Annotated in this window: 11 protein-coding genes and 2 tRNA genes; 6 read left to right on the top strand and 7 right to left on the bottom strand. The window is 59.9% G+C overall.

All coding sequences use genetic code 11. From position 1 onward, the window contains the following. Positions 1–407 precede the first annotated feature (407 nt). The 4 genes from FF098_RS14505 (at position 408) to FF098_RS14490 (ending at position 6,759) form a co-directional block, all read left to right on the top strand. Positions 408–1,940 carry a TolC family protein gene (locus tag FF098_RS14505; RefSeq protein ID WP_155141844.1) on the top strand — a complete coding sequence of 511 codons (1,533 nt, stop codon included), beginning with the start codon at positions 408–410 and terminating at the stop codon, positions 1,938–1,940. Then, a complete protein-coding gene (locus FF098_RS14500; RefSeq protein WP_155141842.1) occupies positions 1,937–3,232 on the top strand; it encodes an efflux RND transporter periplasmic adaptor subunit in 1,296 nt (431 codons plus the stop codon). The genes FF098_RS14505 and FF098_RS14500 overlap by 4 nt, the downstream gene beginning before the upstream one ends. After that, positions 3,229–6,426: an efflux RND transporter permease subunit gene (locus FF098_RS14495; protein WP_155141840.1), complete on the top strand. Its 3,198-nt coding sequence runs from the start codon at positions 3,229–3,231 to the stop codon at positions 6,424–6,426. Before FF098_RS14500 ends, FF098_RS14495 begins: the two co-directional genes overlap by 4 nt. 257 nt (positions 6,427–6,683) lie before the next feature. Continuing rightward, positions 6,684–6,759 (top strand) — tRNA-Asn (locus tag FF098_RS14490). Between the two features lie 65 nt (positions 6,760–6,824). Here the strand turns inward: FF098_RS14490 and FF098_RS14485 are convergent. Then, entirely contained in the window at positions 6,825–7,808 is a 984-nt protein-coding gene (locus FF098_RS14485; RefSeq protein WP_229714600.1) for a transporter substrate-binding domain-containing protein, read from the bottom strand. 277 nt (positions 7,809–8,085) lie between these two features. On the opposite strand from FF098_RS14485, the gene FF098_RS14480 reads away from it, so the two are divergent. After that, positions 8,086–9,264, top strand: coding sequence for an acyl-CoA dehydrogenase (locus tag FF098_RS14480; protein ID WP_155141835.1), 1,179 nt, complete (start codon positions 8,086–8,088; stop codon positions 9,262–9,264). 6 nt (positions 9,265–9,270) lie between these two features. Further along, positions 9,271–10,074, top strand: a complete 804-nt coding sequence (ccmI, locus tag FF098_RS14475) for a c-type cytochrome biogenesis protein CcmI (protein WP_155141833.1) — start codon at positions 9,271–9,273, stop codon at positions 10,072–10,074. Positions 10,075–10,103: 29 nt separating this feature from the next. Here ccmI and FF098_RS14470 read toward each other — a convergent pair whose 3' ends face one another. The 6 genes from FF098_RS14470 to FF098_RS14445 all read right to left on the bottom strand — a co-directional run bounded on the left by FF098_RS14470 (position 10,104) and on the right by FF098_RS14445 (position 15,913). Further along, complete coding sequence (locus FF098_RS14470) at positions 10,104–10,637, bottom strand: cytochrome c-type biogenesis protein (RefSeq protein WP_155141831.1); 534 nt, start codon at positions 10,635–10,637, stop codon at positions 10,104–10,106. Between the two features lie 4 nt (positions 10,638–10,641). After that, a complete protein-coding gene (locus FF098_RS14465; protein ID WP_155141829.1) occupies positions 10,642–12,657 on the bottom strand; it encodes a heme lyase CcmF/NrfE family subunit in 2,016 nt (671 codons plus the stop codon). 89 nt (positions 12,658–12,746) lie between these two features. Further along, positions 12,747–13,814, bottom strand: coding sequence for an enoyl-CoA hydratase/isomerase family protein (locus tag FF098_RS14460; RefSeq protein WP_155141827.1), 1,068 nt, complete (start codon positions 13,812–13,814; stop codon positions 12,747–12,749). 29 nt (positions 13,815–13,843) lie between these two features. Beyond that, positions 13,844–14,884: a DNA topoisomerase IB gene (locus tag FF098_RS14455; protein ID WP_155141825.1), complete on the bottom strand. Its 1,041-nt coding sequence runs from the start codon at positions 14,882–14,884 to the stop codon at positions 13,844–13,846. 90 nt (positions 14,885–14,974) lie between these two features. Then, positions 14,975–15,051 (bottom strand) — tRNA-His (locus FF098_RS14450). Positions 15,052–15,139: 88 nt separating this feature from the next. After that, positions 15,140–15,913, bottom strand: coding sequence for a M48 family metallopeptidase (locus tag FF098_RS14445; protein ID WP_166426561.1), 774 nt, complete (start codon positions 15,911–15,913; stop codon positions 15,140–15,142). Positions 15,914–16,065 lie beyond the last annotated feature (152 nt).

The following is a 16,065-nucleotide window of genomic DNA, read 5'->3' as shown; positions in this document are numbered from 1 at the left end:
TGCGCCCCGATCGGGCGCAGTTTTTTTATGGGATGATGCCCGACCTGCTCGTCAGGAATACAGCCCGACCCCTAAAAACCACGTGGCAAAAATATCACTCAGACCGGCTAATTGTTGACATACACCCCTTAGTCGAGCCCTGAAATCAAAGAAAAGGCTCTCCTGAAGCGGAACTTTTTGCACTAAAAATATAGTTTTCATGCAAGGGTGAGCAGCAAGGTGCCAATTTACCAATTATTTATAGCTAAAAATGGCGCATAACGTGGTTTTGATGCGCAATACCGATCAATCGAGGGAACCAATATTAAGATCAATTTAGTTGATCGCATGTGAGATATGGCGTCTCGACAAAACATCCTTATATGTAGCCAACTTGGTTTCGTAGAGGGCGGGATCAGGGGAACAAAATGAAGTTACGCCGTACGGCAGCCTTGTCAGTCTTTGGTTTGCTGGCCGCTTGTGCATCGGTTTCGAAAGAAGATGCGCTGAACACGATAGAGGCTCCCACCCAGTGGGCATCTCTGCAGGATATGACAGATGTCTCCAGCACTCAGCCCATACCGCTGAACTGGGTCAATGATCTGTCGGATGATGCGCTTGGCGCGCTCATCCTGGAAGCAATGAACAACAATACCGACCTTGGCGCGGCCTCGCGGCGCGTGGAGATCGCTCGCCAGCAGGCGGTTGCGACGCGCGCAAGCCTGTTGCCGACCCTGTCAGGCTCACTCGGCACCAGTCGTTCGGTCCAGCGCACGAATGGCGACGGTGTCTATGCGACTGGCTATAGCTGGGGAGCGCAACTCGACTGGGAAGCCGATATCTGGGGCCGGCTGACGGATTCCACGCGCGCCTCCTATCTAGACGCAGCAACAGCCCGTGCAGATTTTGCAGCCGCCCGCCTGTCCATCGCCGGCGCCGTCGCGCAAAGCTGGTACGGCCTCGTCGCAGCCCGCCTTCAGCGGGAACTGTCCGAGCGCGATGTGGAGACCGGTGAAGCCAACCTGACGATTACCGAACGCCGTTATGAGCGCGGTATCTCCTCAAGCCTCGATGTCCGCCTTGCCCGCTCCTCGCTTGCCAACAGCCAGGCGCAGCTGCAATCGCGCCTTCAGGCCGAAAAAGAAGCAGCCCGTGGGCTGGAGGTCCTGCTCGGGCGCTATCCCGCAGCGGAACTGGCCAGTGCCGAAGCCCTGCCCGCCATCGAGCCGGTTATCAACGAGGCAGGCGTAGTCATCGGCCTCGGCACACCCCAATCCATGCTCGACCGTCGTCCGGATGTCATCTCAGCGGAGTACAGTCTTGAAGCTGCCGGCCTCAGGGCCTCGCAGGCTCGCAAGGCCCTGCTGCCGGCACTCAGATTGACAGGTAGCGCCTCCAACGGTTCAATGGAATTCGACGATATTTTCGACACGGACAATCTGGTCGGCTCGCTGTCTGCAAGCCTGATCCAGCCGCTTTTCCAGGGTGGCAGGTTGCTGGCAAACTCCAAGGCCCAGCAGGCCGCAGCGGAAGCATCCGTGTATTCTTATGCCGGCGTAGTGCTGAATGCCTTCGCCGATGTCGAGAACGCAATTACGGCAGAGACCCTGCTGGCAGCACGCGAAGAGGCCCTTGAACTGGCCTATGAGGAAGCGGTTGCCGCCGAGGACCTGACCGAACGTCAATATCTGAACGGCACGACCAGCATTTTTAACCTTATTAGTGCACAACAACGCCGGATACAGACCGAGTCCCAGTTCATCGCCGCGAGACAGCAGCGGCTGAACAACCGCATCAGCCTCTATCTGGCGCTGGGCGGTACGTTCGATGCGGGACCGGAAAGATTTAGTGGTGACCTGGATGCCGAGGGCGAAGACGCATCCCCGTCACTTTTCAGAAGATGGTGGCAACAGGCGACGGGTACGTCTGAGGCCGCAACTGCCGCAGGAGCGGACATATGATACGCAAGTTGTTTGTAGTTTTCGGGACGTTCGGCGTCGTTGCTGTACTGATCCTGGGTTTTATACTCCTCATCGGCGGCATGGCCGCGATGCGGCCCAAGCCTGAAAAGCAGGAAGCGGATTATGAGCCGCCAACGGTTTTCTATCGCGTGGCAGACAGCCAGCCGGTCAACCTGTCGGTAACGGCCCAGGGCGAAGTCATGCCCAAGACGGAAATCTCGCTGACGGCGCAGGTATCGGGCAAGGTCGTGGCGATCTCCCCGGACTTCGCCAATGGCGGCGTGATCCGCAAGGGCGAGATGCTGGTCCAGCTGGAACAGGAAGACTATCGCCTTGCCGTGACACAGGCTGAAGCCCGTGTTGCACAGGCAAGCCAGGCACTGGAGCTTGAGGAAGCCGAGGCGGAACTTGCCCGACGTGACTGGGAAGAACTCGGTGGCCTTGAAAGCGGCAACCAGCCCTCCTCCCTCACCCTGCGCCAGCCGCAACTGAACCAGGCAAAGGCAAACTATGCCAGCGCCGAAGCGGAAATGCGCAATGCGCGCCTGGCGCTGGAACGCACAACGATCCGCGCACCGTTCGACGGTCGTGTCCGCTCCAAGAACGCCGATGTCGGCCAGTTCATCTCGCCGGGCTTTGTCGTCGGCCAGCTGTTCGCGACCGATGTCGCCGAGATCCGCCTGCCAATGTCGGATAATGACCTTGCCCGTCTCGACCTGCCGTTGGCGTTCGAGGCTGACAGCTATGAGGAAGGTCCGCTGGTTTATCTGAACGCAACTGTCGCAGGGCAGATGCGCGAATGGCAAGGCCATCTGGTACGTACCGATGCGGCGATCGATCCGGGCACACGCCAGATCTCTGCGATTGCCGAGGTTCGCGATCCGTATGGCCGCGGTGCCGATAATGGCTTCCCGCTTGCCATGGGCCTGTTCGTCGATGCCCGGATTCAGGGCCGTGAACTGGACAACGCCTTCGTCGTGCCGCGCATTGCGCTGCAGGAAGACGGTATTGTCTATGTCGTTCTCGATGACGACACGATCGAGCAGCGCCAGGTGATTGTCTCCGCCTCTGTCCAGGATGGTGTCGTCATTACTAGCGGCATCAACAGTGGCGACCGCGTCGTCGTGTCCCGCGCACCGGGCCTCGAAGATGGCACTGAAGTCATTGCGATTTCTCCCCAGGAACGTGACGCCTCGACCCAGTCGCGCCGCAGGCCGCAAGTGGAAGAAACTTCCACTGCCGACACTGCCGGTGCCGATGCGGGCGCTGACGCACAGGGGGCCCAGTTATGACACCCAAAGGCGGTTTTATTTCATGGTGGGCTCGCAACAGCGTTGCGGCCAACCTCCTGATGATTGCCATCGTCATTGTTGGCGCAGTTCAGTTCTTCGGCATGGAGCGCGAGGTTTTCCCGAGCGTCGAGCCCAGCCAGGTTTCCGTCTCGGTCAGCTGGCCGGGCGCAGACCCGCAACAGGTCGAGGAACAGCTCGTCCTGCGGATCGAGGAAGCGGTCTCGGACATGGACAATGTCTACGAGATCTATTCCACCGCGTTCGAAGGCTTTGCCAGCGTCACGGTCGATGCGACGGACGATGCCGACATGACGGAATTCACCAATGAGGTGAAAAACCGTGTCGACGGCATCTCGACTTTCCCGCAGGACGCTTTCCCGCCGATCGTGCGTGAAAGCCGGTTCAATCAGCAGACGGTATTCCTGTCCCTGACGGCACCGGACGACATGGAGCGGCGGGAATTCTTCCGTATTGCCCGTGACATGCGCGATGAGCTGGCGGCCCTGCCCAACGGCTCGCCTTTGGTCGAGGTCTGGGGTGTCCTGCCGGAGGAAGTCTCCATTGAGGTTTCCGAGGAATCCCTGCGCCGTTATGGCCTGACCCTTGGCGATGTTGCCAATGCCGTTCGCCAGAGTTCGCTGAACCTGTCTTCTGGTTCCGTGCGCACAGACAACGGCACGGTCCAGCTGGCCGTTCGCAACCTGGCCAATACGGAAGAAGAGTTCGAACGGATCGTCATCCGCCAGGCCCGTGACGGCTCCAACATCACCGTTGGTGACGTTGCGACAGTTATCGACGGCTTCGTCGATGCGAACGAGAAAGGCCTGACTGACGGCAAGGAATCCGTCATGTTCAATGTTCAGTCCCCTGAAATATCGAACGTGGTCGCGCTCTCCAAGGCCATCGAGCAATATGTCGAGGACAAGCAGGACGAGCTGGTCGATGGCATGGAACTGGAAATCTGGTTCGATTTCTCCGAGCTCTACAAGAACCGGATGGAGCTGGTTTCCTCCAACGCCCTTCTCGGTTTTGCCCTCGTCCTGATCGTGCTGTTCCTGTTCCTGCGCCCGGTGGTTTCCTTCTGGGTGACGATCGGGATCATGATCTCCTTCATCGGTGCGTTCATCTTCCTGCCGATGGTCGGTGTATCGCTGAACATGCTGTCGCTGTTCGGGCTCTTGCTCGTCATCGGGATCGTGGTCGACGACGCGCTGGTGGTCGGTGAGTCCATCCACAGGCAGGTCGAAAGAGGACGCAAGGGGCTGACGGCAGCCGTGATCGGCACGCAGCTTGTGGCAAAACCGGTGTTCTATGCCGTTCTGACGACGATGATCGCGTTTTTCCCGTTCATCTTCGTTTCCGGCGAGGCATCGCAATTCCTGAAGCACATCACCTTCACGATCATCTTTGCCCTGACCTTCTCGCTGATCGAATCCTTCATGATCCTGCCGGCGCACCTTGCGCACATGAAGCCGCAGAACAAGAACAGTGCCTTCTACAAGGTACAGAGCTTCTTTTCCGAGGGCATCATCTGGTTTGCCGACAAGATCTATCGCCCGATCATCGAGCTTGCGATCAAACTTCGTTATGTCACGGCAACGCTGTTCATCGGTGCCTTTGCCGTAGCCGTTGCGCTGCTCAGCCAGGGCTGGATCGGCTTCAACTTCATGCCCAATGTCGAGGGTCGTTTCGTCAGCGTGGTCATCACCATGCAGGAAGGAACGCCGTTCAGCCGCAACCTGCAGGTCTTTGACCGGCTGGAAGATGCTGTCTTCGACCTGCGCGAGGAGATGGACGGCATCCACGGAGATGGCACGATCGGCTCGACCTATGTCCAGGCCAGCGACACGAACGTCGTTGCCTATATGACAATCTCCGATGCCGAATCCCGTGACATCAGTGCGGAGGGTATTTCCGAGAAGTTCCGGGATTACATTGGTGAAATTCCGGATGCGGAAGACATCACCATCTCCTACACGATCAACCAGAGCGGACCGGAATTCAACTTCGGTATCGAGTCTGATTCGCTCGACGACCTGCGCCTTGGCGCGGAAGACATCAAGGCCTATCTGCGCAGCTATCCGGGCGTTTATGACGTCCGTGACCGGCTGCAATCTGTCACCGACGAAATCCGCGTCAATCTCAAGCCGGGCGCAGAGCGTTTCGGCCTGACACTGGCTCAGGTTTCCCAGCAGGTGCGCCAGGCCTATTATGGCGAGGAAGTCCAGCGCCTGCCGCGAGATGGCGACGATGTCCGCGTCATGGTGCGTTATCCCAAGGAAACACGGGAAAATCTCGACTCGATCGAGAATGTTCGCATCCGGACGGCCGATGGCCGGGAAATCCCCCTCTCCGCCGTGGCCGAAATCTCCTACGCCCCGAGCTACAAGCGGATCGACCGCTTCGGGCGCAAACGCTCTACGGTCGTAACCGCGGAGTTCCAGGAGGGCGTCGATGCGGCAGCCCTGATGAAGGACTTCAACGAGAACTTCATTCCGCAATGGAAGGAAAATCATCCGGGTGCGTCGGTTCGTGAACGTGGCGCCGGCAAGGAGGAGCAGGAGTTCCTGATAGAACTGGTCATCCTCTATGGCATCGCCCTTTTCGCGATGTACATGCTGATTGCCATCGCGTTCTCCTCCTACGCCCAGCCGATCCTCGTCATGACGGCGATCCCGTTCGGCTTTATGGGCGCGGTCTTCGGCCACTTCCTGCTGGGAGAGAACTTCGCGATGTTCTCCTTCTTCGGGATCGGGGCTGCGGCTGGCGTTGTCGTCAACGATAACCTCGTGCTGATCGATTACATCAACCGCTTGAGGCGTGAAGGCGTTGGGGCCTATGCCGCGCTGGTCGAGGCCGGCGTGACCCGGTTCCGGCCAGTCATCCTGACATCGCTGACGACCTTCGTGGGTCTTGTACCGATCCTGCTGGAAGATTCGTTCGATGCACAGTTCCTGCGGCCATGTATCATCGCCCTGTCCTTCGGCGTCCTGTTCGCCCTGTTCGTGACGCTCCTGTTCGTTCCGGCGCTCTACACGATCGGTGTCGACATCAAACGCTTCTACAAGGGGCTGTGGACCGGCGAGAAACAGGCTGCCTTCGGCGAGAATCAGGATCAGGCAATCCCTGATATCGATGCTCTCGACGATGATTATGATGGCGAGCTGGGTATCCGCCCAAGCCCGGCCGAATAAAATTTTTAACGGAGGTTAAATTTAAGTGTGTAGTTAACCCTCCGTTAACTTTTTAGGGGCATGCTGGTTACATCTTCTCCCAAGAAGATACCCCACCATACCCCACGACAGTGAGTAACGGCCCCGCCTCCCCAAGCGGGGCCGTCCTCGTTTGGGCATGTTTTTACGTCGGGCGAGGATGGTGAAAAAAGTGCGCCAGAGGCGATTTTTCCGGTAGATTAGCCGCGAACCCTTTGCTATATCCGCGCTTCAAATGTTCCCCAGTAGCTCAGTTGGTAGAGCAAATGACTGTTAATCATTGGGTCGCTGGTTCGAGTCCGGCCTGGGGAGCCATTTCTTTTTCAGGAAATCGCTAGATAAGTATCCGCAGAGGCTGCCAGTCTCGGTATGTCTGTTTGTCAGAGATTTTCCTCGCCAACGTAATATTCGATCATCTCTTCCCAGTCATTGCCGCCTGTCAGGCGCAATGTTGCACGGTTGAAGCGCTCGACCATCGGGCTGCCTGTCGGGAAGGCAAACCCATAGCTTTCATGCTCAAAGCTCGGCTCCAGCACGCGCAGGTCAGCCAGATCGCTATTCTCGATCAGGTATCTGGCTAGCGGCGCATCATGCACAGCCGCCTGAAGATCGCCGTCTGCAACAGCGGCAAGTGCCGCCTCGGCGGTCGGAAACTCCCGCAGGCGGATATTGCGCTCTTCCAGCCAGACAGCACTGGAGGAGCCCTCCACCACCGCTACGCGCACGCCGCGCAGATCGTCGGGCCCTTCGATCCCGCCATCGAGCGAGGACACGGTGAACGCCGAGGCGAGCGCCCCGGTCATGCCGGCGATGATGATGATCGAAGTGAACATCCAGACAAGGCCAACGATTCGTCCGGCCATCGTCCGAGGTGACTTGTCACCATAGCCGACGGTGGTCATCGTCACCGCGGACCACCATAGCCCCTTGCCAAGGCCATGGGCCGTCGTGCCGCCAAACTCCTCAGGGTTCTGTCGACGCTCAACCAGCCAGATCACCGCACCGACACCGGCAAGCACGACCAGCAAGGTCAGCACAGCGCTGGCAAACTGCCATGTCAGCAGCGGGGCGAAGAATGAGAACGGCCCGCCGCCGCCTTCCGACGGCACGGCGATGCCAAGCCCCGAACGGTAATAGCCATGGGTGAAGTCGACGATCTCCTCACGCTCCGGCGTGATAGACAATGCGCCGATGGCGGCATCATTCTGTCCGGACTGCAGCCCGGCAAACATGTCGTCGAGCGTCTGCTCGCTATATTCATAGGAGACGCCGACACTGCCTGCCGCCTCTTCCCACAATTCCACCGACAGGCCGACCCATCGTCCCTGCTCATCCTTGAAGGCAAAGGGCGGTGCTTCCTTGATCGCGACCGTCAGGGGCGCTTCCTGCTGAGCAAGAGCGACTGGCTGTATCGCGGCAAAGCCGCATAGAAGGGCGAAAATGGCGATGAATTTCCGATGGATGGCGCATTCTCCTGTCGTTATCTGTCAAAAAACTAGTGCCATTCGCCAAAGCGTCAAAACGCTGCACTTCGTCTACCGGTGAGGCTGGAGCCATGCGGCGGAAAAGCCTATAGGCTTGCAACAGGATATGAAGACCCGACATCGGGTATGAACTGACTTTCAGGGCAAGGAGGTTGCCATGGCCGAGACACTGACATTCGACTGGACCGATCCATTGTTCCTCAACGAACAACTGACCGAGGAAGAGCGGATGATCCGCGATGCCGCCCGCGGCTATTGCGACAGCAAACTGATGCCGCGCGTCATCAAGGCGAACCGGGAAGAGAGCTTCGACCGCGCTATCATGACCGAGCTCGGCGAACAGGGCCTGCTTGGCGCTACCGTCGCCGAGGAATATGGCGGCGCTGGCGCCTCCCACGTCGCCTATGGCCTGATCGCCCGCGAGGTCGAACGTGTCGACAGTGGCTATCGCTCTGCCATGTCGGTTCAGTCTTCCCTCGTCATGTATCCGATCGAGGCCTTTGGCGACGAAGCCCAGAAGAAGAAATACCTGCCGAAGCTCGCGACCGGTGAGATGGTCGGCTGCTTCGGCCTGACGGAGACCGATGGCGGGTCAGATCCCGGCGCCATGCGCACCGTCGCCAGGCCGGTCGATGGCGGCTATCGCCTGAACGGCTCGAAGATGTGGATCACCAACTCCCCTATCGCCGACATCGCGGTCGTCTGGGGCAAGCTCGACGGCATCATCCGAGGCTTCATCGTGGAGCGCGGCATGGATGGTTTCTCGACACCAAAGATCGACGGCAAGCTTTCCTTGCGCGCCTCGGTGACCGGCGAGATCGTGCTTGATGATGTTTTCGTGCCGGAAGAAAACCTGCTGCCCAATGTGAAAGGCCTCAAGGGTCCCTTCTCCTGCCTGAACAAGGCGCGCTATGGCATCGCCTGGGGCTCGATGGGTGCCGCAGAATTCTGCTGGCACGCAGCCCGTGATTACGCGATGGAGCGGATCGTGTTCGGCAAGCCGATCGCCGGCACGCAGCTGGTCCAGAAGAAGCTTGCGGACATGCAAACGGAAATCGCCCTTGGCCTGCAAGGGGCCCTCGCCGTTGGCCGGGCGCTGGATCAAGGGGCGTTCAGCCCGGAATCGATTTCCCTCATGAAGCGGAACAATTGCGGCAAGGCGCTGGAGATCGCCCGCATTGCGCGCGACATTCATGGCGGCAATGGCATCTCCGAAGAATATCACGTGCTGCGTCACGCGATGAACCTGGAGACCGTGAACACCTATGAAGGCACCCACGATATCCACGCGCTGATCCTTGGCCGCGCGATGACCGGCATTCAGGCGTTCCAGTAGGCCCACATGCTCTTTGTCCTGATCGCCATTACCCTGACGCTCGTCACTGTCGGCAGTCTTGCCCTCGCCCTTTGGCGGCGGCAGGGAAAGACGGTGACGCCCGCCCATGACATCGCGATCTACAAGGACCAGCTGGCCGAGATCGAACGCGACCGGGCAAGGGGTGTGATCAGCGCCGCCGAGGAATCCGCAGCGCGGCTGGAAGTCGAGCGTCGCCTGATCGCCGCCGGTCGGCGCAACCGCGAGACCCGGGGCGGCGCGAACCGCGCTGTAGCGCTTGTCAGCGTAACCCTGATCGGCCTGATGCCACTGGCCGCCGGCATAATCTATCTGCAAATGGGCCGCCCTGCCCTGACCGAGGAGCGGGACAGCATGGCCGATGCGCGGGAGATCCTCGATACCATCGCGGCAGAACCCGGCAGGACACGTCCGGTCATCCGCAGGCTGACAAGGGAATTACAGACCGACCTGGAGAACCCGGCCAAATGGCTCGTTCTTGGTCGCAGCCTCTATGGTAGCGGCCGCAAGGCAGATGCGATACCTGCTTATGAAACCGCCGTGCGCCTGACAGCGGGCGAGAATGCAGCCGTCTTTGCCGAGTATACGCAAGTGCTGCTGGAATCCCTGGATGAGCGGCTTGAGCAGAACCCCGACGATATCGCTGCCTTGCGCCAGCTTGCGGATATCAAGATGACATTGGGGGAGATCGACGCGGCGCAGGCCGCTTATGAGCGCGTTCTGCAGCTGAACCCGGCGGACCAGCAGGCCCGAACGGCGCTGGGTATTGATGCCTTCAGCGCCCAGAACTGACCGTCAGGTTCGATAGATTAATCGTCCTCTTAATCCTGACCCCTTGTCCTGCGTTCGGCATGTTCAGGATCGACCCGGACAGCTTTCACCTGATCCAGAGACACCGGGCGTTCGTTCAGGACACGATAGAGATCGGCCAGTTCTTCCTTGCTCAGCGGCGCCGGTGAACCTGCCGGCACAGCTTCCTGGCGGGTGTAATAGAAAACAAGCCCTGCCCCGATGATAAGCAACAGGAAAGGCGTCAGCCACAGGATAATCCCCTCCCCCTCGAAGCGCGGACGCAGCAGGACGAACTCGCCATAACGAGCAACGACGTAGTCCAGCACTTCATCATTGGTGTCGCCCGCCTCGATCCGTTCACGGACAAGCAGGCGAAGATCGCGCGCAAGCGGCGCATCGGACTCATCGATCGACTGGTTCTGGCAGACGACGCAGCGCAGCTGTTGGGAAAGGACGCGAGCACGCTCTTCCTGTGCCGGATCGTCGAGCGCTTCTGCGGGCTCGGCTGCCTTCAGCGGCAGGAGGCTCAGGGCCAATACCAGAATGCAGGCAAGGCGGGTCATCGCATCACTCCGCCGGGGTTGGGTTTTGTGCCGGGCTGACGGAAGTTGCCGGTGTCGGTCGCCTGGACGGTCTGGGCGCGCCGACCCTCAGTCGCCTGTCGGACAGCGACACAATACCACCCAGAACCATCAGGACCGCGCCGCCCCACAGGTAGAAAACAAGCGGATGATGATAGGCGCGCACGATCCGTGCCTGTCCGCCCTCGCCACGCGGTTCACCTATGGCGACATAGACATCGTCGAACCAGCGCGGATGGATTGCCGCTTCCGTCGTCATCTGCCGCGCCACGGGATACCAGCGCCGCTCGGGCGAGAGTTCCGCAACTTCTCGCCCGTTCTTCAGCAGGCTGACGGAAGCCATTTCCGTGCGATAGTTGGAGACATTCCGTTCAGTAACGCCATTGAACCGCACGGCATAGCCGCCAACTTCGACTTCGTCACCAGGTTCCATGACCTGCATCGTCTCGTTGACCCAGATCGAGGTACCGACCATGCCGAGAATGGCAACGCCGAGCCCGAGATGGGCAAGCGAGCCGCCCCAATAGGCGCGGGTAAAGCCGCGCAGGCGGCGCAGCGTTTCCGGTGCACCCACCCGGAACATCTTGGAGCGAAAAGCGATATCCGTCAGAGTACCAAAAATGATCATCAGGCTGATGACAAGCGCGACGGCAGCGAGCACATTTCGGAAGCCAGACGCGATCAGGCTGGCGATGGCGACGAGCAGCGTCAGGCCGATGGCCCATTTCAGGCCCATGGCGGCCGCTTTCAGGTTTCCGCGCTTCCATGGCAACAGCACGCCGAAGCTGAGGAAGACGGACAGCAGCAGCATCAACGGGATCGAGATCAGGTTGAAGTATGGCGGGCCGACCGACACCCGCTCGCCTGTGATCGTCTCGGCGATGGTTGGCCAGAACGTGCCGATCAGCACCGTGAACAGCAGAACCGAAAGCACAAGGTTGTTGAGGATCAGCGCCGATTCCCGACTGACGACCGAGAAGGTACCACCAGGTTTCATCGCCGCACCGCGCAGGGCAAACAGAATGAGCGCACCGCCAGTGAGGATACCGCACAGGCCGAGCAGCAAAACGCCCCTGCCCGGATCGCTGGCAAAGGAATGCACGCTGGTCAGCACGCCGGATCGCACGATGAAGGTGCCAAGCAGTGACGTTGAGAAGGCCGTGATCGCCATCAGGATGGTCCACAGTTTCAACGTATCGCGTTTCTCCACCACGATGGCGCAATGCAGGAGCGCGGTGCCTGCGAGCCACGGCATGAGCGAGGCATTCTCGACCGGGTCCCAGAACCAGTAGCCGCCCCAGCCAAGCTCGTAATAGGCCCACCAGGAACCCATTGCGATGCCAAGCGTCAGGCCCGCCCAGGCAAGCAGCGTCCACGGACGAACCCACCGCGCCCAGGCCGGATCGACCCGGCCTTCCAGCAGCGCGGCAATGGCAAAGGAAAAGGCGATGGAGAAGCCGACATAACCGAGATAGAGAAATGGCGGATGGTAAGCGAGCCCGGGGTCCTGCAATAGCGGGTTCAGATCAGTGCCGTTGAGCGGTACCGGGAATATCCGCTCAAACGGGTTTGACGTAAAAAGCGAGAAAGCGAGAAACCCGACGCCTATCAATGCCTGGATGCCAAGCACCCGCGCCTTGAGGCTGGGCGGCAATGTCGCGCCGAGCACGCCGACCAGCGCGCCAAAAAAACTCAACATCAGCAGCCAGAGCACCATGGAACCTTCGTGGTTACCCCAAACGCCGGCGATCTTGTAGAGCATCGGCTTTGCCGTATGGCTGTTCTGGTAGACGTTTAGCAGGCTGAAATCCGACGTCACATAAGCGTGCATCAAAGCGAGAAAGGCGATGAGGATTAGCACGAACTGCACGATCGCGGCAGGCGCCGCGATCGCCATGCCCCGGCCATCGCCGACATGGGCGGCCCAGAGCGGCACGACTGTCTGCAGTATGGCAACGAGCAGCGCAAGGATCAGCGCCAGATGTCCGATTTCAGCGATCATGGTCCGTCAGCCCGCTCGTTGCGGACACAGCTTCAGAATTGGCCTCTTATAACGGTGCCAGACGTTCCCGGGCAACTGCGGCAGAGTGCCTAAATATCGAGTGGTTTATCGTCCAGCGGCTCGAAATAGCGGGCGATATAGTCATCGCTCACCGCCTCTGGCGATGCCGGGGACCATTGCGGGTTTTTGTCCTTGTCGACGATCAGCGCCCTCACGCCCTCCTGGAAGTCAGGACCCTCCATCACTCGGGAAGCAATGGCGAATTCCATGCGCATGACATCGTTGAACGACATTGTCTTGCCGCGTCGCAGCTGTTCCAGCGCGATCTTCATCGAGGTCGGCGACATCCTGTCCAGCCGCTCCAGCGTGTGGGTGGCAAAGCCACCACCGCCATCGTGGAGAGACTTGATCAACTCCTCCAGCGTGCCGGGGGCGGTGAAATACTGGTCGATATCGGCCTTGCTGTCGGAAAGCTGGCTTGGCTTCGTCACCTCATACTGCGAGATCACATCGCTGATCGCATCGTCATCGAGATCGTCGGCGCCGATAGCCATCAATGCCTTTTCCAGATCCGTCATGGAATTTTCCTCGACCAGATGATCGGCGATTCCGACATAATGGCAGTCGACACCGGACAGGCGATGGCCCGTCAGCGCCAGATAGGCGCCGAAGCCGCCATCGAGACGCGGCAGGAAATGGCTGCCGCCGACGTCAGGGAACAGGCCGATGCCCGTCTCCGGCATCGCCCACAGCGCTTTTTCACTCATCACCAGATGCGACGCGCCGATGGAGATGCCGACGCCGCCCCCCATGCAGATGCCATCAACCAGCGCGATATAAGGCTTGTCATAGCCATGGATCAGCGCGTTCATCGTGTATTCGACGCGGAAAAACTCCGCCGCGCCGCGCGGGTCGTCTTTCGACTGGTCATACAGCGCGCGGATATCCCCGCCGGCGCAGAATGCTTTTTCGTTATCCGTGCGCACGATGACGGCAGAAACCTCGTCATTGTCGGCCCAGTCGCGCAGCACGCCATCGATGGCGGCGCACATATCAGTCGTCAGGGAATTGAGCGCTCGGGGCCGATCGAGGTCGATCACGCCCCAACCATTATCGATGCGGAAATTGACGTCGGGAGTTTGCGGAGTGTCGGTCATGGAAGATGCCGTCCTTTCTTTTTCTGTCGTCAGGACGCGGCCAGCAGCCCCCGTTTCAGGGCCGTGAGGAACCGCTTCTCGGTATCCGACAGGCGCGTTTGCCCGTCTATCGCGCCCGGCATGCGCATACCTGCCCGCTTCATCAGGTCGCCGATGCTACCATCCTTGACCGCCTCGACAATCTGCGGATGCACATAGGATTTCCGGCAGATCGCCGGGGTGTTATGCAGTCGCTCGGCAGCAGCGGCAAGGGTGTCCTTCACCGTCGGTTTCTCGCAAGACCCGGCGTGATCGAGCGCGCAGATACAGGCTGACCAAGTGCGGAACTGCTTCGCCGTCGCGTGACAGCCGAACAGCTCGCGCAGATACTCGTTCACCTCGCTGGATGAAACGGGATGGCTCTCGCCCTCCTTTTCGTAGCGGAACAGGTGCTGACCCGGCAGTTGCGACATACGCCGGATCAGCCGCTCCAGCCGCCTGTCGGAGAAATGCAGGTCGACCTGCCGCCCGCCCTTGCCGATAAAATGAATGTCGATGGTGTGACCCTGTATCTCGACCTGGTCGTCGGTCAGCGTCGTCGCGCCATAGGAGCCGTTTTCCTGAAGATAGGTCGGCGAGCCTATGCGCAGGGCTTCCGAATCCAGCAGGTGGAAGATGCCGGCGAGCACCCGCTCTCGCGACAGGTTGCGGGCGCGCAGGTTCACATCGTTCTGCTCGCGCGCGCCGGACAGCGCCATGCCGAAAGCGATCAGCTCACTGAATTTATGCTGGTCCCGCGCCTCCCGCCACAGATCATGATAGCGATAGGTCTTGCGCCCCTTGGCATCACGGCCTGTCGCCTGCAAATGCCCGCGCGGGTTCGGGCATATCCAGACATCCTCATAAGCTGGCGGAATCGCCAGCGCGTTGCAGCGCTCGCGCACGTCCTTGTCTGTGATCAGGTCGCCGGTTTCGTCGTAATAGGAATAGCCCTTGCCGGAACGGCGGCGGGAATAGCCCGGCTCGCTGTCATCGCTATAGACGAGACCGGCCTCGCGCGCGGCCTGTTCGGGGGAGAGATCGTAGGGCATATACCATCGCAGATAGGCCCGGTCACAGCGCCGGGGCGGCGATGCACAGACAGGCAAATACTGGGGATGGTTCCGGTATAATCTGGGGAGTGGTACCAGCTCCTGGGTTCGAACCAGGGACCTCTTGATCCACAATCAAGCGCTCTAACCAACTGAGCTAAGCCGGCATCTCGATCAATGAGAGGGCGGAACCTAGTCGCGCTCCGCCCCTTTTGCAAGATCAAATAGTGCCCGTTTCAGGCAGAAAATCGGGGATCAGTATCCCATCTCGTTGACCATACCCTGAAGCTGGGCGATACGGCGATCGTCAGCCGGGTGGGTCGACAGGAATTCAGGTGGTGCACCGCTGCCGGCCTTGGCATTCTGCATCTTGCGCCAGAAAGCGACGGCCTCGTTCGGGTCGTAGCCGGCTTGAGCCATGAACTGAAGGCCAAGGCGGTCGGCTTCCAGCTCGTTCTCGCGCGAGAATGGCAACAACACACCAACCTGGGCCCCGAGGCCCAGCGCCTGCTGAATACCGCTGGAGCCCTGCACGCCGCGCCCTTCAAGCACCGCACCGGCAAGGCCGACACCAAGCTGCGTCGCCGCGGTCTGGCCGTAACGCTCACCGGCATGGTTCTGCAGCACGTGCGCGACCTCGTGCCCGACAATCGTCGCCAGCTGGCCGTCTGTCGATGCCAGGTCCATGATGCCGGTATAGATACCGATCTTGCCGCCCGGCAGGGCGAAGGCGTTCAGGTCATCGCTCTGGAATACGACAACTTCCCACTGGGACGGGTTCTGGCCGGTCGCAGCGAGGATGTTGTTCGCCACCCGCTGGGCGCGATTGTTGTAGCTGCTGCTGCGGGAAATCGTCTCTTTCTGCTTGATTTCCTGCCATGCAGGCTGTGCCGCCTGGGCCATGTCGGCCGAGCTTGGGGTGAACGCGGAACCGACACTGGCGCAGCCGGTCAGCAGCGTCATCGTGCCCAATAGCCCGGCGACGGCAATGCCGCGCAGGTTGAATCTCGATGTATTTTCGGATGTCATGCTGGTCTGTCTCCTCGCATTGGTACATTTACCATAGACCTGAAACATTACAGGGCAAATAGGGTTCGAAATTTGACTTGAATGGCCAGAACGCCGGGAAATCGCCCCATTTGGCCGCTTGTGACGCGAATGTGATATGCCCGAAACACTGG

Source organism: Aquisalinus luteolus, from assembly GCF_009712425.2.
Lineage (GTDB): Bacteria > Pseudomonadota > Alphaproteobacteria > Caulobacterales > Parvularculaceae > Aquisalinus > Aquisalinus luteolus.
Note: the sequence above shows the minus strand (reverse complement) of the source record. Positions and strands in the feature narration are given on the sequence as shown.